General features: G+C 69.8%; 1 pseudogene. It reads left to right on the forward strand.

The features are described from left to right. Positions 1–788 (forward strand): annotated as a pseudogene (locus tag E2F49_RS16255) (hypothetical protein); the annotation flags it as partial.

Genomic DNA, 788 nt, shown 5'->3' on the forward strand with positions numbered 1-788 from the left:
GCGACCGGCGGTTTCGCGACCGCAGTGGGCTACGGCAGCGTCGCCAGCGGCGACTACGGTCTGGCGGTGGGTGGTATCGCCGATTACGGCGATCTGCTGATCGGCTTCCCGGGTCTGATCCTGCAGACCACCGAGGCGAGCGGCGTGGCATCGACGGCGCTGGGTAACGGCGCACTGGCGACCGATATCGGCGCAACCGCCGTCGGCACGCTCGCTGAAGCGACCGGCGTCCAGGCGACGTCGGTCGGCACCTTGGCCTACGCGACGGCCGATGGCGCATCTGCGATCGGCAGCGGCAGCTCGGCGTCCGGCGAGGATTCGACCGCGGTCGGTTTCCTGGCCAATGCATCGGCGACCAACAGCGTGGCGCTGGGTGCGAACTCGGAGGCCGACCGCGACGATACGGTCTCGGTGGGCGCGGCCGGTGCCGAACGCCAGATCACGAATGTCGCAGCCGGTACCGAAGGCACCGATGCGGTGAACGTGGACCAGCTGGAAGAGGCCACGCAGTACAACAAGTACTTCGCGGCGTCAGGCGACGAGGAGAACGACCAGGGCGCTGCGGTCGATGGCGAGTTCGCTACGGCGGCCGGCTCGGCAGCGCTCGCTTACGGTAATGGTGCGTCCGCCTTCGGCAGCGGCGCGTTCGCGCTCGCCGACAACGCGACCGCGGTCGGCTTCAATGCGAACGCCTCGGGCCAGAACAGCGCGGCGTTCGGTGCCGGTGCGCAGGCCGAAGGCGCGGCCAGCGTCGCGATCGGCGGCAGCGCCATCGACGAAGATGGCGA

The organism is Luteimonas terrae (genome assembly GCF_004358165.1).
GTDB lineage: Bacteria > Pseudomonadota > Gammaproteobacteria > Xanthomonadales > Xanthomonadaceae > Luteimonas > Luteimonas terrae.